This is a genomic window from Streptomyces broussonetiae (genome assembly GCF_009796285.1).
Classification (GTDB): domain Bacteria; phylum Actinomycetota; class Actinomycetes; order Streptomycetales; family Streptomycetaceae; genus Streptomyces; species Streptomyces broussonetiae.
On the sequence record NZ_CP047020.1, the window covers coordinates 8093204 to 8114726 of the forward strand.

The window sequence follows — 21523 nt, forward strand, 5'->3', positions numbered from 1 at the left end:
CTTCTACCGTGCACCAACCCCACGAGTGGTGGCGTGGCGCCGCGATCTACCAGATCTACGTGCGCAGCTTCGCCGACGCGGACGGCGACGGGGTGGGCGACCTGGCGGGCGTCAGGTCCCGGCTGCCGTATCTCGCCGAACTCGGTGTCGACGCGCTCTGGTTCACCCCCTGGTACGCCTCACCGATGGCCGACGGTGGCTACGACGTGGCCGACTACCGCGCCATCCACCCGGCCTTCGGCAGCCTGCGGGAGGCCGAGAAACTGATCTCCGAGGCGCTGGCCTCGGGGATCCGCACCATCGTCGACATCGTCCCCAACCACGTCTCCGACCGGCACCGCTGGTTCCAGGAGGCGCTCGCCGCAGGCCCGGGCTCCCCGGAGCGCGATCGGTTCTGGTTCCGCGAGGGCCGAGGCGCAAGGGGCGAACTTCCCCCCAACAACTGGATGTCGCAGTTCGGCGGCAGCGCCTGGACCCGCGTCCCGGACGGCCAGTGGTACCTGCACCGCTTCGCCTCCGCCCAGCCCGACCTGAACTGGCAGCACCCCGAGGTGCGCCGGGAGCACGAGGAGGTGCTGCGCTTCTGGTTCGACCGCGGCGCGGCCGGGGTCCGTATCGACTCCGCCGCCGAGGTCGTCAAGGACCCGGCGCTTCCCGACCTGGTGGACGGCGCGGTCCCGCATCCCTACCTGGACCGCGACGAGATCCACGAGGTGTACCGGGACTGGCGCAAGGTCGCCGAGTCCTACACCCCGCCGCGCGCCCTGATCGGTGAGGTCTGGCTGCCCGACCCCGAGCGCTTCGCCCGCTACCTGCGCCCCGACGAACTCCACACAGCCTTCAACTTCGGCTTCCTCACCTGCCCTTGGGACGCCGTGCGGCTGCGCGAGGCGATCACGACCACGCTGTCCGTGCACACGTCCGTCGGAGCGCCCGCCACCTGGGTACTGGCCAACCACGACGTGACCCGGACCGTCACCCGCTACGGGCGTGCCGACACCGGATTCGACTTCGCGGCCAAGACCCACGGCACCCCCACCGACCTCGCGCTGGGCACCCGGCGCGCCCGGGCGGCGGCGCTGCTGAGCCTGGCCCTGCCCGGCTCCGTCTACCTCTACCAGGGCGAGGAGCTGGGCCTGCCCGAGGTCGAGGACCTGCCGTACTCGGTCATCGAAGACCCGATGTTCCACCGCACCCAAGGAGCCGACCCCGGCCGGGACGGCTGCCGCGTGCCACTGCCGTGGAGCGGCGACGCCCCGCCGTTCGGCTTCGGCCCCGAGGGCACTCGGCCCTGGCTGCCCCAGCCTGCGGCCTGGTCGGCGATGACGGCGCAGCGGCAGGTGGCGGACCGGGACAGCATGCTGAGCCTGTACCGCACGGCGCTGCGCCTGCGCCGCAGCGAGATCGCCCTCGGTGACGGGCAGATGACCTGGCTTCCCAGCGGCCCCCAGGTTCTCGCCTTCACCCGTGACGCCGGCTTCGGCTGCGTGGTCAACCTGGGCGCGGAGCCGGCGCCGCTGCCACCGCACCGGCAGGTCCTGCTGAGCAGCGCACAGCTGAGGGACGGGCAGTTGCCCACCGATACCGCGGTCTGGCTGCGCCTGCCCTGACCCGGACGCGGCACCGACCGCACCGGGCCGCGCCGCTCATGGAGGTGGGCGGCGCGGCCCGCCCCTGCCCGCAACGTCGGTGGGGTCGGTCTCAGCACCTGCGGGTCCTTCTCGGTGGTTCTCGCCTGCGGTCACCCCCGGAGGGACCGCGCGCCGAACGCCGTCCTCTGCTACAGACTGGAGTTCCGGACCGGTGTTCTCGGCCGGGTGCCGGACGAGGAGCGCGGACATGCACGGCTTCGGCGGACGGGGAACGCCATGACGAACGGGACGACGATGCGGGCGTGGGCCGTGGACGGGCCGCGGCCCGTCGAGGACGGGGCCCTGCAGCTGGTCGGGAAGCCCGTTCCGGTGCCGGCCGACGACGAGCTGCTGGTGCACGTGCGTGCGTGCGGGGTGTGCCGTACCGACCTGCATGTCACCGAGGGTGACCTGCCGGTGCACCGTCCCAGGGTCACGCCTGGTCACGAGGTGGTCGGCGTGGTCGAGAGCTTCGGGGCCGCGGTGCGGGACTTCACGGTCGGGGAGCGGGTGGGAGTGGCCTGGCTGCGCCGCACGGACGGGGACTGTGTGTACTGCCGACGGGGCACCGAGAACCTGTGTCCGGCCTCGCTCTACACGGGCTGGGACGCCGACGGCGGTTACGCCGAGTACACGACCGTGCCGGCCGCCTACGCGCACCGGCTGCCCGACGAACTCGACGACATCTCGCTCGCCCCGATGCTGTGCGCCGGCATCATCGGCTACCGGGCGCTGCACCGGGCGTCGCTGCCACCGGGCGGGCGCCTCGGACTGTACGGCTTCGGGGGCAGCGCCCACCTGTGCGCGCAGGTCGCGATCGCCGAGGGTGCCACCGTGCACGTCATGACACGGGGCGCCGTCGCCCGGCGCCTCGCCCTGGAGCTGGGCGCCGCCTCGGCGCGGGAGGCCTACGACACGCCGCCCGAGCCGCTGGACAGCGCGATCCTCTTCGCCCCCGTCGGCGACCTGGTCCCGGTCGCACTGCGGGCCCTGGACCGCGGCGGCGTGCTGGCGGTCGCCGGCATCCATCTGAGCGACACGCCCCCCCTGCACTACGAGAGCGACCTCTTCTACGAGAAGGAATTGCGCAGCGTCACCTCCAACACCCGTGAGGACGCTCGGGAGTTCCTGTCCCGGGCGGTGCGGCACGGGGTGCACGCGACGACGCACGCCTATCCGCTCTCACAGGCCGATCAGGCGCTCCAGGACCTCAAGGCCGGACGGTTCGACGGGGCGGCGGTGCTCGTCAACGACCTGTCCTGAGGCCCGAACAGTGTCTCCGCGTTGCCGGAAGCGATCTTGGAGCGGTCCGCGGGATCGGGGATGGCGTCGAAGAACCGCCTGACCGCCACCGCGTCGGGACGGTGGAAGGGGTAGTCGGTGGAGAACAGCACCCGGTCGGCACCCGTGAAGTCGAGGGCGTGGCGCAGCAGTCGTTCCTGGAGCATCCCACTGCTGGTGATGTGGATGTTGGTCGTGATGTAGTCCGACACCCGGCGCTCGAGGTGCGTTGCGAGCCCGGAGAGGCTGTCGACCCGATCCATCCAGAACAACAGCATCTCGCCCCAGTGCCCGAGCACGAGCTGAAGGTCGGGGTGGCGGTCGAACGTGCCACGCAGGATCAGCCGTAGCGCGGCCAGACCCGCCTCCATGTGCCAGCCCCAGCCGAACGTCGCAAGTCCGAGGTCGATCAGTGGATCCAGGCCTCGGTACGCGGCATCGCGCAGCTCGTTCGACGGGATCTGCGGGTGGATGAAGAGGGGCTGGTGCAAGCGGGCCGCGGTGCCGAGCAGGTCGTCGTAGGCGGGGTCGTCCAGCGTACGGCTGCCCGTGCGGCCGTGGATCATCGCACCGACATGGCCCAGCCGGGTGGCGCACCGTTCGAGTTCCGCGGCCGCGGCCCGGGGATCGCCGGTCGGCAGGGTCGCGAACGCGCGGAAGCGGGCCGGATGCGCGCGGACCGCGTCAGCCGCCTCGTCGTTCGCCTCCCGGGCCAGTGCGACGGCTTCCCGGGCGGGGAGCGCCTGGGTGGCGGGCGTGACGACCGACAAGATCGAGACGTCGATCCCGGCGGCGTCCATCGCCTCGATGCGGCCCCGGCCGATGTCCTCGAGCCGGGCCCGGTTGCCGCCCATGGTGTTGAAGGCGACACTCTCGTCGCGCGCCCCGTTCTGCAGGCGGTCGAGCGCGTCGCGGAGACGGATGCTGTTCCAGTGCTCCTCGATCGCGATGATCTTCAGGTCGTCGTTCGCACGGCCGCCGGTCATGGTGGGGGCCGGGCCGGTCGGGTTCACCACGGGACGCTCCGGCCGAAGCGGTCCAGGTACGCGAGACCGGGCTTTCCCAGCCTCGACAGGAGAACGTCGACTATCTTCGGGACGGTTTCGTCGAGGGTGAACGGCGCATCGGGTCCCCCGAGGTCGGTGCGGATCCAGCCGGGCGCCATCAGTACGAAGGCGCGCCGGGTCTCGGCCCGCCGGGCCGCGAAGCTGCGCATGAACATGTTCAAGGCTGCTTTGCTGCCCCGGTAGACCTCCCGCGATCCGGTCGTGTTGTTCGTGATGCTGCCCTGCCCGGAGGACATCGCCCCGATGAGTCCGGTCGCGGACACGAGGTCTTCGAGCGTCTCGACGACGCGCATGGGGGAGAGCGCGTTGGTGAGCATCACCTCGACGAAATCGGCTGTCGGGACCGCACCGATCGGCGTCTGCTCATGGTTCGTGGTCCCTGCGTTGACGAAGAGCACGTCGAGTTCCCGGTGGGCGAGACGCTCGCGCAGGGCAGCCGACTGTGCGGGCTCGTTGATGTCGAGATGCTCGACGCGGACCCGCCCGTCGGACCGGTCCGCGAGATCGTGCAAGGGCGTCCTGGCAGTCGCGTCCCGGACCGTGCCGATGACGTTCCACCCCCGGCCGAGGAGTTCGGCCGTCATCGCGTGGCCGAGACCGCGCGACGCTCCGACGATGAGAGCGGTCGGCGGGTGCCGGTCCGCGTCAGCTGATGACACTTCGTGCCACGTCCTTTCTTCGCGTTTCTCCGGGTGCCGGGAGCAGCGCCCCAGGTGCGTCCCAAGCCTCTCCTCACCTCCGTCTTCGAGGCACGTCCGAGGCGTGACTTCGTACGATTGCCTTCATGGCAGCAGCGTTCATGAAGGAATCCGCCGTTGTGCAGCCCGAGGATGTGCGTCTCATTCGCGCGCTCCAGGTCGCCCCCAGGGCCTCGTTCGCCTCGATCGCGGATGCGCTCGGCCTTGCCGAAGGCGCCGTCACACGCCGGTATCGTCGGCTGCGCGCCGAGGGTGTCATCCGCGTCGCGGGCGTCGTCGATCCGGGGGCGCTGGGACAGAGCAGGTGGCTGGTGCGGCTGCGCTGCCGCCCCGGCAGCGTCCCGGCGATCGCCGACGCGCTCGCGAAGCGCGACGATGTCAGCTGGGTGGCCCTGGGCGCCGCGGGCTCCGAAATCACCTGCGCCGTCCGGTCGCGGACCCGCGAACAGCGCGAGGACCTGCTCGGACAGCGGCTTCCGCGCACCGCGGCCGTCATCGACATCCACGCATCCGCGGTACTGCGCCAGTTCGTCGGAGGCCGCGGCCACTACTGGGCCGCTCTGCGCGGCACCCTGACTCCACAGCAGGAGGCGATGCTCGGGAGCGAGGGGTCCCCTTTCACGGAATCCCCGGTCGTCCCGCGCGATCCGGTGCAGCTCACTGCCGAGGACGAGAAGATGCTCGACGTGCTCGCCGCGGACGGCCGCGCCAGCCTTGTCGATCTCGGTGCGGCGGCGGACCTCACGCCCGGGCGCGTGTCACGCCGCCTCCACGTCCTGCTCCGGCGCCGCGTCGTCCATGTGGATGTCGAGATCGCCCCGGCGGCGCTGGGCTATCACGCTCGGGCCCTCCTCTGGCTCCGCGTCCACCCCGCGGCGGTCAAGAGCGTGGGACGCACACTCGCGCAGGAACCCGCAATCGCCTTCGCCGCGGCCGTCTCCGGGCCCTGCAACCTCCATGCCGTCGCGCACTGCCGAGACCTCAACGAACTCTTCGAGTTCACGTCGGACCGCATCGGGTCCATGTCCGGCGTCCAGAGCATGGAGATCTCTCCTGTGCTCCAGCAGATCAAGCAGGCCGGCACGCTCGTGTCCGGCGACCGTCTCGTCGCGCCGCGCAGCGCTCGGGCGCGACGCTGAGGACGCACGGCGGCGGCCCGGCCCGACCCGGCCGGAATCGTCGGATCGTCGGTCCTCCCGACCCGGACCGAACCCGTGAAGCACCGGTGGAAACCCTGCAGAAGCGGTGTCGGTGGGGCCGCCTGTGCTGCGCCGGACGATCACGCGGGACCTGGGGAGGGCGCGGCATGTTCAACAAGCTGTTCGGCAGGGGTGCGCGCAGACCGGGGAAGGATCCGTACGCCCTTCCCGTCCCGCGCGGGCCGAAGAAGGGGATGTACACGCTGCGCGACAAGGAGTGATATGGCGGGCGCCCCCGGTGCCGGGCGAGAGCCCGCCCGGCACCGGGGGCACGCCGTCGGCTGATCCCGACCGTTGCGACCCTGGGGATGTCCCGCTGGAGAGAGCCGCACAGACCGCTACGGACGTTCCGCCGGCAGCGCGGCATAGGCTTCCCGGAGTGGTGCGAGCGCGCTGTCGCCGTCGGGGAACCTCAGGTCGTCGACCCCGAGGACCGCGCGCACTCCCACAGCGGCACTCGTGGCGAAAGCGGCCCGCATGGAAGGCAGTTCGGCGATCCGGACCTCGCGCGTGGTGCTCCCTTCCAGAGCCTTGTGCAGCAGGCGCATGGTGACCCCCGGCAGGATGTCGGCGTCGGGCCAGACCACCTCTCCGGCCTCGTCCAAGAAGCCGATGTTCCAGGTGCAGCCCTCCGAGACCCGCCCGTCGGGGTCGGTGAACAGGACGTCGTCGAACCCGGCGAGCTGCGCCGCACGCCGCAGTCGCAGCTGGCTGAAGAGCGCGACGTGCTTGACGGCGGCAGTGTCACGGTGGAACGCGAAAGACCTGACCCTGAGCGCAGACGGCGGGAGAGCGCTCGCCGGACGCGTGGTCACGAGGATGTGCGGGTCCGCCTTCCCGGCCGGGTGCGCCAGGTCCAGTGCGGGGTCGAAGACGGTGACACGTACGATCAGCGGACCGGCCTGCCGTCCGACCTCCTGTCGTACGCAGTGCAGGACCCGCTCCCGGTCGAGAGGCGCCCCGAAGAGCGCGGCGCAGTCCCGCTCGAGCCGGTCCAGGTGCAGCGGGAGTCCGCGGATCCCTCCGCCGTCCAGCCGCATGGTGGTGAAATGCCCGTAGTTCGTGAGGGCGAGGCCCGCCATCTGCTCGACGGACGCGGGCAGCCCATTGACAGTAGCCATGAGGTCAGTGTGGCTGTTGCCGGCTTGCGATTGAGCGCTTGGCAGATCCCCAGGCATTCCCTCAACGACACGCGGCAGGCGCCCGCGCGGCCCGGGCCACGACGGCAGCAGGGCACGGATCCCGTGCCGGTCGGGTCATCCTGCCTGAGGACTCACTCCCATCGACGGCGCAGCAGCCCTGCCAGCAGGAGGTAGCCACGCTGCTCCGCCGCGGCCAGCTCAACGGGGTCGATGCCCGCCGACCACAGCTCGCCCGCCGCGGCGTCGTCGGCCTCGCGCAACTCCACGACAGCCTGCGCCAGTCGCATCTGGACCCCGGGATGCGGGGGCCCCGGGCCGGCCAGCGCGCGCTCCGCCTGCTCGGCAGCCGCCTCGCACTGCGCCAGCGCCCGTTCGGCCCGCACCGCGGCGTGGCCACCGGACACCAGCAGCGCGCAGAGCAGACCCACCACGATGCCGAGCAGGCTGGCCAGCCCGCGGTCGTGGACGAGTTCACCCGCGGATTCGGGCGCGGCCAGGTCGCTCATCAGCAGCGCGAGCGGTGTCAGGAAGACCACACCGAGACCGTAGTTGCGGACCACGACGTACTCCAGCAGGAATTCCAGGACCACGACGACGACGGCAAGGGCCGCCGGCCCCGGATGCGCGGCCAGCACGGCGAGGGCGAGCAACAGGCCGACGACCGTACCGAGCGAGCGCTGGACGGCCCGCTGCGCGGTCGTGCGGACGTTGACCGAGTGCAGTACGGCTGCGGCTGAGATCGCCGCCCAGTAGCCGTGCCCGAGACCGAGCAGCAGGGCCAGAGCGCCCGACACCCCGGTGCCGAGGAGCATGCGCAGCGCGGGAACCACCCAGACCGACAGGTGACCCGGGCCGCCCCGACGGCACCCCGTGATCAGTTCGGAGGCGCGCCGGGCAGCGCGCCGCTCCGGTACGGCAGCCACGCCCGGCGCAAGGCGCCCCTCGCCTCCGTGCGGGTCCGCGGTCGGCCGGGACGCGCCGGGCAGCACCGGGGGAGGCCTGCGGCGCCGGTCCGCGAGCGCCTGGGCCTGCAGGCGCAGGCGCCGAGCCGTGGACAGGCCGTTCGGCGACAGGCCTGCGGAGCCGACCAGTATCGACCAGGACATGTCCGTCAGCTGCACACAGACCCCGCCCCGGGGACCCTGCCGGGCGTGCGTGGGCGGTGCGAGACCGAGGGCGTCGTACGCCGCCAGGACGGCGATGGTCGCCCGGTGCCGCTGCCGCGCGGGTTCGGCGCCGGCCGCGGTCGCCTCCAGCAGCTGCGCGAGCGCGCGCAGGGCCGCGGCGACGGCGAGGCGCTGAGGGCGGTCCGGGTGCACGAACCAGCCGGTCACCGCCAGCGCCCACGCCACCAGCGATGCAGCGGCGGCCAGCCCGGTCCGGGGCAGGACATCGGCGAAGGTGGCCGAACTGTTGGCCGCCACGGCGAACGAGAACAGCAGGAGGACCGCGCCGAGCCCCCCGAGCCGCGTGGCGTCGCAGCCGAACTTGGTCGCCCCGGCGACGACCGCGGTGGCTGCCGCCACCACGACGGCGCCCGCTCCGCCGGCGCGTGGATCCGCCCACGCGGCGAGGGCCGAGCCACAGCCCACACACGCCGTCATGGCCACGCCGACCACGGCGAGCACGCGGGCGCGCCGTGCGTAGGGCACATTGCGTCCGAACGTGGTGGTGAAGGAACCCAGCATGGCGTAGACCGCGAGATCCGGTCGCCCGGCCAGGACGATCGGCAGCGCCACCACGGCCATGGCCAGGGCCGCTCGCAGGGCGAAGAGGAAGGCTCCGTCCACCCTGTGCAGGGCGAGCGCCCCGCGCGGGGACAGCGCCCGCGCGGCGCTGCCGGCCGGCCCCCGCCACTTCCCCCGGGCCACAGCGGATGCCTGGACATCAGACGAACCGGCACGGGCAGCGGTGCCCTCATGCCGTCCGCGGGTCCCCTTGCGCATACACCGTCGCCTCCGCATGCACCCTCGCCGCGCGCAAGAGCCGGCGGTCGGCGATCGCGCGATCGACCGCTCCCGCGGCCACGAGTGGTTCCGAGCCGCCGACGGCTCGCACGAGCAGGGTGTGCCGGCCGTCGACCGCGGCGGCAGGCGGCCCGGCGGCCACGTCTACGCTGCCGGCAGCGACGCCCTCATGCCGCATGTCATCACGCTAGCGACTTTTGTGCGAGGGCGCTGGCAGGGCTGACGCCGCTACTGTTGTGACGTATGAGGACACGGGTGTCACTGTTCCGGTCCGCAATCCCCCGACTCGCATGCGCCGTGGTCGCGGGAATGGTGATCGGGGCCGCCGTCGGCGTCCCGACCGATGCACCGCTCGGTATTCTCGCGGGCATCGCCGCCACAGAGGCGTTCTTCGTGGTGTCGGGCTGGATCGTGCTGTGGCCCATGAACGCCGAAGCGACGCGCGGCCACGCCCGGCGTGAGGACCTGCGCCCGGTGGCCGAGGAAATCGCCGTGATCGCGGCCGCCGTGTGCGGACTCCTCGGAATCGTGGTGCTCCATTTCGGCAATGCCGACCCCGTTCATGCCGCGACGGCGCTCGGCGGTGTGTTCATGGCCTGGGCCGCACTCCATCTGATGTACGCCACCCGCTACGCCTTCCTCTACTACCCGCAGGCCATGGGCGGGATCGACTTCAACTCCGAGCAGTTGCCGGCGTACCGTGACTTCTTCTACTTCAGCTACAACCTCGGTATGACCTACCAGGTCTCGGACACCGGTGTGTCCAGCTCGGCGATCCGTGCCATGGTGCTGCGGCACTGCCTTCTGTCCTACGTCTTCGGCACCAGCGTGCTCGCCACCGCCGTCAACCTCGTCGCGGGCATCGTCACGCGCTGACCCCTCCCTGGAGACCGCCCGGGACCGGCGGCCGGAGCGTGAGCCCGGAGGGCCGCACACCACGCGTGCGACGACCCGCCTCCCCGCCGGGACGCGGTCGCTCATGTGGCGACCTGTCGGCGGGGCGACGACACTGGGGTGGGGGAGCAGCACCGGGAGGTACACCGGCCATGCACACCGTCGAGGAAAAGATCGAGGTCGCGGTGCCGGTGCGTACCGCCTACGACCAGTGGACCCAGTTCAAGAGCTTTCCCCGGTTCATGGCCTCGGTGAAGAGGGTCGAACAGGTGGGGCCGACCGTGACCGCATGGGTCATCGGCTATGGACCGGTGCACAGCGAGTTCGAGGCGGAGATCGTGGAGCAGGAGCCGGACTCCCGCCTGGTCTGGCGCAGCCTTGACCGGCGCCCCCGGCACCGGGGAGAGGTGTCGTTCAGCCCCACCGCCGACGGCGGCACCGCGGTCACGGTGCGCATGGAGGTGGAGCCGCGCGGTATGGCGGGGCGGCTGCCCCGCGCCTCCCGTGTCACCGGCCGCGTGGTGCGGCTGGAACTCGGGCATTTCAAGGAGTTCATCGAGGGGCTCGGAGAAGCCGGCGGTGCCTGGCGCGGCGCGATCCACAACGGACACGTACGGCACGCGGAACCGAATCCGCCCAGGAGCCGGGTGCCCTGTTGGCCGGTCGGCTGATCCGTCCGAGGGCACACGATCGGCTGATCCACGTGAGGGCACAGGCCAAGGGAGAGGCAACCGGATGACGAAGCCGCCGAGCGAGGAGCCCGAGGACGATCTCACCGTCACGCGCCCCAGGACATGGGCCGCGGGAGTTCCGGCGGTGGTGCACGCCTTGGAGTACTCCCTGGAGCAGACGTCCTTGGCCAAAACCGGTGTGGACCTGCTGACCATGAACCAGGTGGGCGGGATCGACTGTCCCGGCTGCGCGTGGGCGGATCCCACTCCGGGACACAGGCACCGCAACGAGTACTGCGAGAACGGCGCCAAGCACATCAATGACGAGGCGACGACACGCCGTGTGACCGCGGAGTTCTTCCGCAGGCACCGGGTGTCCGAACTCGGCCGGCGCTCCGACATGTGGCTGAACCACCAGGGCCGGCTGACCGAACCGATGGTCAAGCGACCGGACTGCGACCACTACGAGCCGATCAGCTGGAACGAGGCGCTGGGACTTCTCGCCACGGAGCTGACCTCCCTGGACTCTCCGGACGAGGCGGTCTTCTACACCTCGGGCCGGGTCAGCAACGAGGCCGCGTTCGTCCTGCAGCTGTTCGCCCGGGCGTTCGGCACTAACAACCTGCCCGACTGCAGCAACATGTGCCACGAGTCCAGCGGTTTCGCCCTGCACGAGACGCTGGGCACGGGCAAGGGAACGGTCAGCCTCCACGACCTCCACCACGCCGACCTCATCTTCCTGGTCGGCCAGAATCCCGGCACCAACCACCCGCGGCAGCTGTCCGCCCTGGAGCAGGCGAAGTTGAACGGCGCGCGCGTCATCGCGGTGAACACGCTGCCCGAGGCCGGACTGCTGAGATTCAAGAACCCGCAGAAGGCACGCGGAGTGATCGGGCACGGCGTCCGGATCGCCGACCGGTTCCTGCACATTCGATCCGGCGGTGACCTGGCCCTGTTCCAAGGGCTCAACCGGCTGCTGGTCGAGGCCGAGGACGCCCGGCCGGGGCAGGTGCTGGACCATGACTTCATCCGGTCCCACACCAGTGGCTTCGAGGAGTTCGCCGAGCACGTCCGGGGGATCGCCTGGCCGGACGTGCTCACCGCGACCGGTCTGACCCGTACGGAGATCGAGCAGGTCCGCGACGACGTCCTGCGCAGTGAACGCGTGATCGTGTGCTGGGCCATGGGAATCACGCAGCACAAGCACGGCGTGGCCACCGTCCGGGAGATCGTGAACTTCCTGATGCTGCGCGGAAACCTCGGCCGAGCGGGGGCCGGCGCCTGCCCCGTACGCGGGCACAGCAATGTGCAGGGCGACCGGACGATGGGCGTCTGGGAGCAGATGCCGGACTCCTTCCTGGACGCACTGCGGGAGGAGTTCGGGTTCGACCCGCCCCGGGCTCACGGACTGGACTCCGTGAACTCGATCAGGGCGATGCGCGAGGGCCGTATCAAGGTGTTCCTCGGCGTCGCGGGCAACTTCGTCAGGGCCGCTCCGGACAGCGCCGTCACCGAGGAGGCCATGCGCACCTGCCGCCTGACCGCGCACATCTCCACCAAGCTCAACAGGTCGCACACCGTCTGCGGTCGCACCGCGCTCATCCTGCCGACGCTGGGCCGCACCGAACGCGATGTCCAGGCCGGCGGAGAGCAGTTCGTCACCGTGGAGAACTCCATGAGTGAGGTGCACACCTCCCGCGGGCGGCTCAAGCCGGCCTCCACGCTCCTGCTCAGCGAGGTCGCCATCCTGTGCCGTCTGGCCCGGCGCACCCTGAACGGCAGGCCGGGCATCCCCTGGGAGCAGTTCGAAGCCGACTACGGGGCCGTCCGGGACCGGATCTCCCGCATCGTGCCCGGCCTGCACGACTTCAACCGGCGCGTGGCGCGTCCCGGCGGCATCAGACTGCCCAACCCGGTCAACGAGGGCGTGTTCCCCACCGCGTCGGGCACCGCGCTGTTCACCTGCAACGCCTGGCAGATGCCGCAGGTCCCGGAGGGCCATCTGCTGCTGCAGACGCTGCGCTCCCACGACCAGTGGAACACCATCCCGTACACGCCCAACGACCGCTATCGGGGCATCCACGGAAGCCGCCGGGTGGTGCTGGTGAACCCGGACGACATGAGCGAACTCGGGCTGGCCGAACGGGAACGCGTCGATCTGGTCGGCGTGTGGACGGACGGCACCGCGCGCCGCGCCGAGGACTTCGAAGTCGTCCCGTACCCGATCACACGCGGCTCCGCCGCCGCCTACTACCCGGAGACACAGGTCCTGGTGCCCCTCGACAGCGTGGCCGAGATCAGCAACCAGCCGACGTCCAAGGCAATCCTGGTCCGGCTGGAGCCCGCGGCTGCCCGGCTGCGTACCGCACCACAGGCGTAGGGTCCCGACGCGGCTTCATCCTTGCTGCCGGTCCCGGGAAGGCATGAACGCTGGTCGGGGCAGCCCCGCAGCAGGGTCTCGCGCAGGGCGAGTGCGGCGATCAGGGCGGCCGGCGCGAACGGGAGCGCGGCGGCGAAGGTCTCGGCGGGCGCGTGCCCGTACGCCGCGCGGACCGCGGTGGCCGTCGCCGTGCCGGCGGGCCCGACGTGCCGGCTCACCACAGAGGCGGCCACGGCGCCCAGGACGGTCATGCCCAGCATCCCGCCGAGGCTCCCCACCGGCCCCGGCGCCCCCGCAGTCCGGACTCCCGCTCTGCCTGCGATCGTTGACATTCAAGGCGGACGCATTGCAAGATCCGGGCTGCGGAAGCGGCCGTTCCTGTGGTTCCACGTAGTGATTCGCTGCACCCAGGACTGAGTGTCCGACTCACCCCTTCAAGGGGCGAGGGGGTGCCTCTTGCGCCACTTCAGGTGAACCGGGGGCGATACATTGGCCTGAAACCTCAGGGATGGAGCTGCAGCGTCGTGACCGAACGGTGGAGCGGGGGCGAACGTCCGGGCGTCGCCCAAGGCTGCGGCATCCGGGGATGCCACCGGCCTGCACCGCTGTCTTCGCGATCCGCCATGTCCCAGGAGCCGGGCCACGGCGACCGCAGCCACCGTGGCGCGAGTGCAGAACCTGCGTGCGGATGATCTGGCGTGGTCGAAAAAGGCGGAATACGGGCAAGGACGCGGACCCTGCCCGCAATGCGTCGTACGGTGCGCCGGCTCCCGCTCGAGTCGGGCTGTCACGGCGTGCGCTCCGCCGCGAGACGCAGCTGATCGTCTCGTCGATGCCGCTGCCGGAGCCTTTCGACCTGGACCAACTGGTCCGGAACATGGAACAGGCCCGGGGCCGGCGCATCGTCATGAGACCTCTGCCGGACCGCATTGCCGGCGTCACCGGCATCTGCGGCCTGTACGTCCGGCACGACACCCGGCCTCTCGACCTGATCTTCCACGTCAACAGCGGTTCCCCGTGGCACGAGAGACAGGTCAAACTGCACGAGCTGGTCCACCTGTGGGCCGAGGACTCCACCGGTGTCATCGGCACCGACGAGTTGCTGGCCAACTTCTCGGCCGAGCGCGCCGAGCAGCTGGTGGCCGAGGGGCGGGTCTCCGCCCGTCGGCGATACGAGACCTGGGTCGAACAGCGTGCAGAGGACGCGGCAGCGCTCATCAACCGCATGGCGCAGACCCAGCACTCCATCGACGACCCGACCACGCGAAGCCTCGCCCAGGACTTCACCTACGGCAGGCCCAAGACTTGAAAGACCAGAACATGTCCGACCTCCTGGCCTACCTCATCGCGGGCCTGCTGCTCATACAAGCCGGACTGAGAGCCAAGTCCGCCGTCAGGGGCCACCGGCGAGACCGGTCGCTGTGGGGGGCCTTCGTGGCCTTCGCCGCGGCATGGCTGAGCCGCACCAGCGCAGGATATGCCGTGCTGGACAGCCTTGGTCTGCCCGACCTGGCCTACTTCGTGAAGCACGTCCTGTCCATCATCGGCATCTGCGTCATCCTGCGCTACGTCACAGCGGTCTACCGCACGGCAGGACCGGACGGCGAGCGGTCCCGTGCCGTCCGGCTGTCCGCCGTCGTCCACCGCGTCGCTACCCGGGCTTCGGCGGCCACCGTCCTGGTGATGGCGGTGATCTTCTTCTTCCTGCTGGGCAAGCCCGACACGTCCACCCCCTACTTCATCGCGCGGTACCACGACGGGGCGGCCGTCGCCGTGTACATGGGGCTGTTCTACCTGTACGCCGGTGTCGCTGCCACAGTGTGCGCGGTCCAGTGGGGAGGTGCCGTCAAGGACGCACCGTTCCGCTCCCTGCGCATCGGCCTGCGGATGATGTCCACCGCCATGGTGATCACGACGGTCTACTCGGTGCTCCGCATAGCCTTCCTCCTCGTCGTGACCTTCTCCAGGGTCTCGAACGGCACGGAACACACGCAGGAGATGGTGACAGACACCCTCCTGTACCTGTGTTTTCTGCTCTGGGGCCTCGGCGCCATCGCACCGGCGACGCACGCCGCACGCGAGCGGTACCACGCCCTGCGCAGCCTCGTCGAGCTGTCCCCTCTCTGGCGGCAGCTCGCACTGCGCTTCCCGGACGCCGTCCGGTACCGCCCCAGCACGCTCTTCACCCGCGTCACGGCGAAGGCGGCACGCCTCGATGCTGCCCGCGACCTGTTCTTCAGCCCGGACCCGTCACTGCCGGCCCGTCTGGACCGATTCGCCATGGACGTCCGCGACGTGGTCTTCCTGCTGCGACGGCACGCGCCTCACGACCTTGCCGAGCGTGCCTTCGCGCGCGCCGAGAACGACCTCAGGCCGCAGCATGCCACCGATGTGCAGGCCGAAGCGCTCTGGATCCGCGCCGCGTTGTCCACGGTCGACGAGCCCGTGCCCGAGTCGACGGGCACGAGCGCGCCGTATCCCTTCGACCCCGGTGCCACCCCGCGCGAGGAGGTCACCCACCTGCGGAACCTGGCATCCGCCTACAGGCTCACCACAGCTTCCGACGCCCTGAATCTGCTCACCCGCCAGCCCACCGGCCACAGTTGAGCAACCGATACCGAGAACACCGAGGTTTGCACATGACTTCCCCCAACCCCGACCGTCCCACGATGTCCGCCGCGGCAGTCCTGCGGGACGGCGAGGGCCGGTTCCTGATCGTCAAGCCCGGCTACAAGCCGGGCTGGAACCTCCCGGGCGGCGGCGTCGACGAGGGTGAGACGCCGGCCCAGGCGGCGCGCCGTGAACTGCTGGAGGAACTCGGCATCGACCAGGCGGTCGGGCGGCTCCTGGTGAGCGCCTTCGTCCGGACGCCGGCCGGTAGCCACATCTACTTCGTCTTCGACGGCGGAGTGCTCGGCGAGGAGCAGCGGGCCGCGATCGTCCTGCAGGAGAGCGAGCTGACCGACTACCGGTTCAGCGCACCGGACGAGATCGGGCCGGACGAGATCCCGCCCGCCGTGCGGCCGGTCTGGGAGGCGGCCCTGGCCTGTCTCGCCGAGGGAAGCACCACGTACCGCGAGTTCGCGCGCTAGCCGAGCGCGGCAGCAGAGCGGCGAAGCCTACTCGGGCAGGCCGGAATCGGGGCCGAGGATCTCGGCCATCGTGCTGCTGATGAAGTCCAGGAGTTCGGCCCGCGCGGCGGGGGGCATCTCGTGCTCGCCGCCGCGCGCCGCCTCCACCGTGAAACTGTTCCGGACGGCGCGCGTCGACACCACCAGTTGCTCGATCTGGGGGTCCGGGCTCCGGAAGAACACCGACGGCACGTCGAGGGCCAGCGCCAGGGCATTGAGGATCTCGTCCGAGAGCGCGGCGTACGTTCCCAGTCGCAACGCTTCGACCACGGCCTCCGTGAGTACGGGCCTGCCCGCTTTACGGTTGCCCTCGGCGGCGATTTCGGCGTCCGACGGCAGCGCACCCTGGAAGACGTCGTCCCGCAGGTGCGCGAGCTTGTGCGCCACCGAGGCCGCCGACGCCCCCGTGGGGGCTCGCACGGGCACGACGTGACCAAAGCTGCGTTTCTGGGCGGCGAGCAACTCCGTGACGGTGACGCCGTACGCGTCGGCGAGCGGCTCGTGAAACGCCTCCGGCAGTGGCCGCTTGCCGCGCTCCGCAGCGCGGACCGACATCGGCGAACGGGTCTTCGTGACCGCCACGGTGTCCGCCTGCGTCATGCCGGCGTCGCATCGCAGGTCCGCGAGGTGGGGCGGCTCCAGGCGCGGAAACAGGTCGTCGAGGTCCGCGTCGAGCGCCGCGGCGATGCCGGGAAGCCGCTCGGGCGGGGGAGTGGCCTGACCGGTCTCCCAGCGCGACACCGCGTTGGTCCCCACACCCAGCACCGCACCCAACTCGGACTGGGACTGGCGCAGGAGCACGCGGCGGTTGCGCAGTTCACTGCCGTCGAAGGTGCGCTCGGGCATGCAAGTACTCCATCAGATTGGCGGGTCAGGCCACTCTAGCCACTTGATCAGATCACTAAAAGGGGATAGTTTCACCTTCTGGTGATCGAGGTGTGGTCGTTGCCGTCCACGGGGGTGGCGGCAACGACCACCCCCGTCATCGCGCTGACTTGGGACAACCGTCGAGCCGGCCGCGAGCGGCTCCCCGCCCACGGGGCGAGAGCGATCTTCGAGTGGTCGTCCAGGGCGGCGGCAACTCGCCCCGTGTCGTTGCCCGTCGCTTGTGCGACGCGGCCGGCGTGGCCGAGGGGGCGGTGCCCGATCGGACCGTTGGCCGTGTCGCCGGCGAGAGCAGGCAGTCGCCGACTGCGAACTTCGCGCTCAGAAAGTGCTGTTGACCTCGTTGACATGCCGTAAGCCCACGCGTTTCACTCGACACTCGTGTATGGCAACGTTGTCAGGCCGTCCGAGGCGACCGGCACCGTTGCCTGTCACTGATGCCCCTGTCCTTCGGCACGTCAGCACCTGTGCGAAGCACGAACCGCTGCGGAGGCAACCGATGGTCCGACCCCGACGTTCAGCCGCGCCACGTAACCGAAAAAGACTCCGCCAACGCCTGGCCGTGATCTCCGTCCTGGGCATCGCGGCACTCCCGCTCCCCGCGATCGGCGCCGCCCATGCCGCGACCGCCGCACCACCGGCCTTGGTGAAAGACCCCGCGTCCCTCGTCAACCCCCTCATCGGTACCTCCGGAGAGGTGGACACCTTCCCCGGCCCCGACATGCCCGCCGGCATGGTGCAGTGGGGTCCCGACACGACGCCCAACCGCCCCGAGGGCGGCGGCTACGAGTACAACGACAACAAGATCTCCGGCTTCAGCCTCACCCATGTCTCGGGACCCGGCTGCAGTGTCGCGGGCGATCTGCCCATCCTGCCGGTGACCGGCGCCCTGTCGGGCAACCTCGGCGACACGTCCGTCGGCTTCGGCCACGCCGACGAGCAGACGGGTGTCGGGTATTACAAGGTCACCGACGCGAACGGAGTCACGACCCGGCTGACCGACACCACACGCGCCGGCCTGGGCAGCTTCACCTTCCCCGCGGGCCGGCAGGCGAACCTGCTCTTCAAGCTCAGCGGCGGTGCCACGCAGGTGGACGGCACCCGTGTCCAGGTCGTGAACGACAAGGAGATCAGCGGCGCGGTCGACAGCGGCCACTTCTGCGGCGCGAACAACCGGTACACCCTGCACTTCGACATCAAGTTCGACCAGCCGTTCACCGCGAGCGGCACCTGGGCCGGCAGCACCATCAACCGCAGCGCGACGTCGCTGAAGGCGGGCAAGGCCCGGCAGAACCCGCAGGCACACCCGTCGAAGCCGCTCAGGGAACAGCACTTCACCGTTCCCGCGACCCCGTCCCCGACCGTGCACGCAAGCGCCGGCAAGTCCGCCGAGCCCCCCACGACAGGCGCCAACGGCATGTACCTGACGTTCGACACCTCCGCCAACCCGACGGTGCGGGCCAAGGTCGGCGTCTCCTACACCAGCGACGCGGGCGCGGCGGACAACCTCGCCACCGAGGTCAGGAACTGGAACCTCGACACCGTCGAGCAGGCGAACCACGACGCCTGGAACGCGGTGCTGAACAAGATCCGGATCGGCGGCGGGACCACCGACCAGCAGGTGCAGTTCTACACCGCGCTGTACCACGCGCTGCTGCACCCGAACGTCTTCTCGGACGACAACGGCCAGTACATGGGCATGGACAACCAGATCCACAAGCTGGCCAGGGGCCAGCAGGCCCAGTACGCCAACTACTCGGGCTGGGACACCTACCGCTCTCAGACCCAGTTGATGGCGATGGCCGAGCCCAAGGTCGCCGGCGACGTAGTGACCTCGATGCTCAACGGCTACGACCAGACGGGCCTGCTGCCCAAGTGGGCCTCGAACAACGGCGAGAGCTACGTCATGGTCGGCGACCCGGCCGCCGGCATCATCGCCGACGCGTACGCCTTCGGCGCCCGCGGCTTCGACACGGACAAGGCGCTCGCCGCCCTGCAGCACGAGGCCACCGCCGCGAACAACGACCGCCCCGGTGAGTCGGTGCGGGACGCGAAGGGCTACCTCCCGCTGGACGAGAACGACTACGGCTGCTGCAACTTCTACGGCCCGGTCTCCACGCAACTGGAGTACGACTCCGCCGACTACGCCCTCGCCGCCTTCGCGAAGGCGCTGGGCAGGACGGCCGTCTACGAGAAGTTCGCCACCCGCGCCCAGGACTGGATGAACGTCTTCAACCCGCAGACCGGCTACATGCAGGCCAAGAACAAGGACGGCCAGTTCGCCGGCGGTTTCACCCCGGGCACCTCCAACGGCTTCGTGGAGGGCACGTCGGCCCAGTACACGCCGATGGTCCCGTTCAACCTGAAGCAGCTCATCCAGGCGCGCGGCGGTGACCAGGCGTACTCGTCCTACCTGGACAGCCTGCTCGACAACATCACGAACCCCGGCAACACCAACGCCAACCTGAGCAACGAGCCCAGCGTGGAGATCCCCTGGGAGTACGACTACACGGGCCGGCCGTGGAAGACCCAGGCGGCCGTCCGCGAGGCCCAGCAGAAGCTGTACTTCAACGCTCCGGTCGGCTCGTTCGGCAACGACGACCTCGGCGCGATGAGTTCCTGGTACGTCTGGTCCGAGCTGGGCATGTACCCCGAGACCCCGGGCGCCGACACCCTGGCGCTCGGCAGCCCGGTGTTCCCGGTGGCCGAGGTGACCTTCGCAGGCGGCAAGACGGTGCGGATCAACGCGCCGCAGGCGGCACCCGAGGCCCCGTACGTGCAGTCCCTCGACGTCAAGGGCAAGGAGTGGAACACCTCCTGGCTGACCTACCAGCAGTTCAAGGGCGCGGGCACGCTCGACTTCACCCTCGGCACCCAGCCCGACACGTCCTGGGCGTCCGGCCCGTCGGCGGCGCCGCCGTCGGACACCACGGGCGGCGACCGTGTGCTGGCCGCGACCGGCCCCTCCAGCGACGGCCTGGTGCTCCAGCCGGGCGCGTCCGGTGACGGCACGCTCGCCCTCACCAACCTCGGCGGCAAGGACGTCACCGTGGACTGGAAGGCGACCGTGCCCTCCGGCGCCACGCTCGACCCCGTCTCCGGCTCGGTGAAGGTGCCCGCCTCCGGCAGCGCCGAGGTGAAATTCCACGTGACGGCGGGCGCGAGCGAAGGAACGTTCCCGGTCGCCTTCGCGCTGAGCGACCACAGCACCGGGGCGGCACTGAGCGGGGCGGCCCTCCGCGTGGCCGTGGCCAAGGCCGGCGAGCTGTGGCCGTACGACACCAACGAAGGCATCTACCCCGACGGCACGAGCTTCTCGGGCGGCTTCGACAGCGGAGGCTGGGCGTTCTCGCAGAACGCGCTCTCGGCCGCCGGCGTCACGAGCGGCTCCACCGTCACGGCCGACGGCATCTCCTACACCTGGCCGGCCGTGACGCCCGGTCAGCTGGACAACCTGGAGATAGCCGGCCAGACCATCCCGATGCCCGCCGGCACGTCGGGCGCGTCGCTGGGCCTGCTGGGCACGGCGACCAACGCACCGACCGACGGCAGCGGGGTCTCGGGCACGGTGACCGTCAACTACACCGACGGCACCACGTCGAAGGCGACGGTCGGCTTCTCGGACTGGACGCTCAACGGTGGTTCGAGCAAGCCGCTCGCGGGTGACACCACGGCCGTCACGACGGGCTACCGGAACACCGGCAGCGGTGGCCGGGACGGCGTGAAGACGTACGTCTTCGCCACGAAGGTCCCGCTCGACGCGTCCAAGCAGGTGGCGTCGATCACCCTGCCCGTGACGGGCTCGACCGGCTCCGACCACCTGTTCGCCTACGGCTTCGGCCAGTGAGACCCGGCGGACACTGACGACGGCGGGCCGGTTCCCGGGGACTCGAGCCACGGGAGCCGGCCCGCCGGACGTGCGGGGCCATCGGCAGGGGCTGTGCCGGACGACCGGTCGTACACCGACCGGTCGTTGACCGGGTTGCGCGGCTGCTCGGCCCTGGTCGGAGCACGAGTCGCCACCGTCTGGACCCGGTCCAGTGCCGCTGTCCCACCGGGCCATAGCGTTTGAGGATGCAGACGGACAGGCGTACGAGGACAGGCAGCCGCACCGTGGCGGCGGTGGTGATGGCGGTGATCGGGGCGGGCATCCTTGCGGTCTCCCTCACCGAGGTGGTCCAGGGCGACAGCCGGATCTCCGCGCTCCGTGCCCACGGACGCCGGGTGCCCGGCGACGCCTCCATCGCCCGGGCCTGTTCGACCGGCCGCGGAACCACATGCTCCACGACCAACGTGTGGCTCACCTTCCGTGACGCCCAGGGTCTCGACGAGTACGTCGCGGAACCCCGGCTCGCGCACACGCTCTACGTGCCGAGCGGCCCGGCCGGCGACGACGGGCGGGTGCACACCACCGTCGTCTACGATCCCGCCGACCCGGACGACGCCCAGGCGGCCGGTGCCCTGCGCTGGGGCCCCTGGGATCTCATCGAGCACCGGTGGCTCACCTTCACCGTCGGTCTCGGGCTGGCCGTGGCCGGCTCGGGAGCACTCGTCGCCGACCGCATCCGCGGTTGAGG

At 70.7% G+C, this 21523-nt stretch carries 16 protein-coding genes; 11 read left to right on the top strand and 5 right to left on the bottom strand.

The annotated features are described in order from the left end of the window. Positions 1–8: 8 nt before the first annotated feature. Together GQF42_RS36955 and GQF42_RS36960 are read left to right on the top strand one after the other, a co-directional pair. Positions 9–1610 (top strand): glycoside hydrolase family 13 protein, encoded by a 1602-nt coding sequence (locus GQF42_RS36955; RefSeq protein ID WP_158927221.1) that lies wholly within the window; start codon positions 9–11, stop codon positions 1608–1610. 276 nt (positions 1611–1886) lie between these two features. Next, positions 1887–2894, top strand: coding sequence for a zinc-binding alcohol dehydrogenase family protein (locus GQF42_RS36960; protein ID WP_199273139.1), 1008 nt, complete (start codon positions 1887–1889; stop codon positions 2892–2894). Here GQF42_RS36960 and GQF42_RS36965 read toward each other — a convergent pair. Further along, the gene (locus tag GQF42_RS36965) at positions 2825–3928 is read right to left on the bottom strand and encodes an amidohydrolase family protein (protein WP_233273612.1); all 1104 of its coding nucleotides are present in this window, start codon (positions 3926–3928) and stop codon (positions 2825–2827) included. The genes GQF42_RS36960 and GQF42_RS36965 overlap by 70 nt on opposite strands. Beyond that, the gene (locus GQF42_RS36970; RefSeq protein WP_158927225.1) at positions 3922–4638 is read right to left on the bottom strand and encodes an SDR family NAD(P)-dependent oxidoreductase; all 717 of its coding nucleotides are present in this window, start codon (positions 4636–4638) and stop codon (positions 3922–3924) included. Before GQF42_RS36970 ends, GQF42_RS36965 begins: the two co-directional genes overlap by 7 nt. A gap of 125 nt (positions 4639–4763) precedes the next feature. Between GQF42_RS36970 and GQF42_RS36975 the strand changes: the two genes are divergently transcribed. Then, positions 4764–5816, top strand: a complete 1053-nt coding sequence (locus GQF42_RS36975) for an Lrp/AsnC family transcriptional regulator (protein WP_233273613.1) — start codon at positions 4764–4766, stop codon at positions 5814–5816. Positions 5817–6214: 398 nt separating this feature from the next. On the opposite strand, the gene GQF42_RS36980 is transcribed toward GQF42_RS36975, so the two are convergent. Next, positions 6215–6997 carry an aminotransferase class IV family protein gene (locus tag GQF42_RS36980; RefSeq protein WP_158927227.1) on the bottom strand — a complete coding sequence of 261 codons (783 nt, stop codon included), beginning with the start codon at positions 6995–6997 and terminating at the stop codon, positions 6215–6217. A 152-nt stretch (positions 6998–7149) separates the two neighbouring features. After that, positions 7150–8964 (bottom strand): FUSC family protein, encoded by a 1815-nt coding sequence (locus GQF42_RS36985; RefSeq protein ID WP_158927229.1) that lies wholly within the window; start codon positions 8962–8964, stop codon positions 7150–7152. Between the two features lie 264 nt (positions 8965–9228). Between GQF42_RS36985 and GQF42_RS36990 the strand changes: the two genes are divergently transcribed. From GQF42_RS36990 to GQF42_RS37015, 6 genes are all read left to right on the top strand, one after another. After that, on the top strand, positions 9229–9861 hold the full coding sequence (locus GQF42_RS36990) for a DUF1345 domain-containing protein (protein ID WP_158927231.1): 633 nt from the start codon (positions 9229–9231) through the stop codon (positions 9859–9861). 170 nt (positions 9862–10031) lie between these two features. Continuing rightward, entirely contained in the window at positions 10032–10550 is a 519-nt protein-coding gene (locus GQF42_RS36995; RefSeq protein WP_158927233.1) for an SRPBCC family protein, read from the top strand. A gap of 64 nt (positions 10551–10614) precedes the next feature. Then, the gene (locus GQF42_RS37000) at positions 10615–12930 is read left to right on the top strand and encodes an FdhF/YdeP family oxidoreductase (RefSeq protein ID WP_158927235.1); all 2316 of its coding nucleotides are present in this window, start codon (positions 10615–10617) and stop codon (positions 12928–12930) included. 832 nt (positions 12931–13762) lie between these two features. Continuing rightward, complete coding sequence (locus GQF42_RS37005; RefSeq protein WP_158927237.1) at positions 13763–14239, top strand: hypothetical protein; 477 nt, start codon at positions 13763–13765, stop codon at positions 14237–14239. A gap of 11 nt (positions 14240–14250) precedes the next feature. After that, positions 14251–15537 carry an MAB_1171c family putative transporter gene (locus GQF42_RS37010; RefSeq protein WP_158927239.1) on the top strand — a complete coding sequence of 429 codons (1287 nt, stop codon included), beginning with the start codon at positions 14251–14253 and terminating at the stop codon, positions 15535–15537. Positions 15538–15569: 32 nt separating this feature from the next. Further along, on the top strand, positions 15570–16022 hold the full coding sequence (locus GQF42_RS37015) for an NUDIX domain-containing protein (protein WP_158927241.1): 453 nt from the start codon (positions 15570–15572) through the stop codon (positions 16020–16022). Positions 16023–16049: 27 nt separating this feature from the next. Here the strand turns inward: GQF42_RS37015 and GQF42_RS37020 are convergent, their stop codons facing one another. Beyond that, entirely contained in the window at positions 16050–16907 is an 858-nt protein-coding gene (locus GQF42_RS37020) for a helix-turn-helix domain-containing protein (RefSeq protein ID WP_158927243.1), read from the bottom strand. Positions 16908–17508: 601 nt separating this feature from the next. On the opposite strand from GQF42_RS37020, the gene GQF42_RS37025 reads away from it, so the two are divergent. Next, positions 17509–20793 (top strand): GH92 family glycosyl hydrolase, encoded by a 3285-nt coding sequence (locus GQF42_RS37025; RefSeq protein ID WP_233273614.1) that lies wholly within the window; start codon positions 17509–17511, stop codon positions 20791–20793. 227 nt (positions 20794–21020) lie between these two features. Next, positions 21021–21521, top strand: coding sequence for a DUF3592 domain-containing protein (locus GQF42_RS37030; RefSeq protein ID WP_158927247.1), 501 nt, complete (start codon positions 21021–21023; stop codon positions 21519–21521). Positions 21522–21523: the final 2 nt, after the last annotated feature.